General features: G+C 38.2%; 1 pseudogene. It reads left to right on the top strand.

Annotation, left to right across the window (positions count from 1 at the left end):
- Nucleotides 1–75: 75 nt before the first annotated feature.
- Nucleotides 76–584: pseudogene (locus CL42_RS16940) on the top strand (IS3-like element ISAba14 family transposase); the annotation flags it as partial.

Raw genomic sequence — 584 nt, 5'->3', positions numbered from 1 at the left:
GAGATGGATCCGTAAATTTGAACAACTCCTATAAGTGATATTCTGCTCCTCAAATGATGTTATAAACATCAATATATGGAGTATTTTATGGCACGTAGACCAAGAAGAAATCATTCAAATGATTTTAAAGCTAAGGTAGCACTTGCTGCGATTAAAGCAGAAAAAACACTTGCTGAATTGAGTGCTGAGTTTGATGTTCATCAAAACCAAATTATTGACTGGAAAAATCAATTGATCTCAGCTTCCTCGCAAGCTTTCGATCAATCAAAAGCTCCAACAGAACCACCCATCGATCTAAAAAAACTACATGCAAAAATCGGTGAGCAGGCATTAGAAATTGATTTTTTAGAAGGTGTGTTGAAGAAACTGGGCCGCTTCAACCACAAAAGTTAATCGACGACTCACTTCAGATTTCAGTATCTAAGCAAGCTAAGCTGCTGAAAGTCTCCCGTGGTTGTTATTACTATCGCCCAAAACCTGTGAGTGCATCAGATCTGAAGCTGATGCGATGTATTGATGAATTACATATGCAATATCCTTTTGCAGGCAGTCGTATGATGCGTGATTTGTTGAATCGTCAAGGA

The organism is Acinetobacter sp. Ver3 (assembly GCF_000632455.1).
In the GTDB taxonomy this organism is placed as follows: Bacteria; Pseudomonadota; Gammaproteobacteria; order Pseudomonadales; family Moraxellaceae; genus Acinetobacter.
Note: the sequence above shows the minus strand (reverse complement) of the source record. Positions and strands in the feature narration are given on the sequence as shown.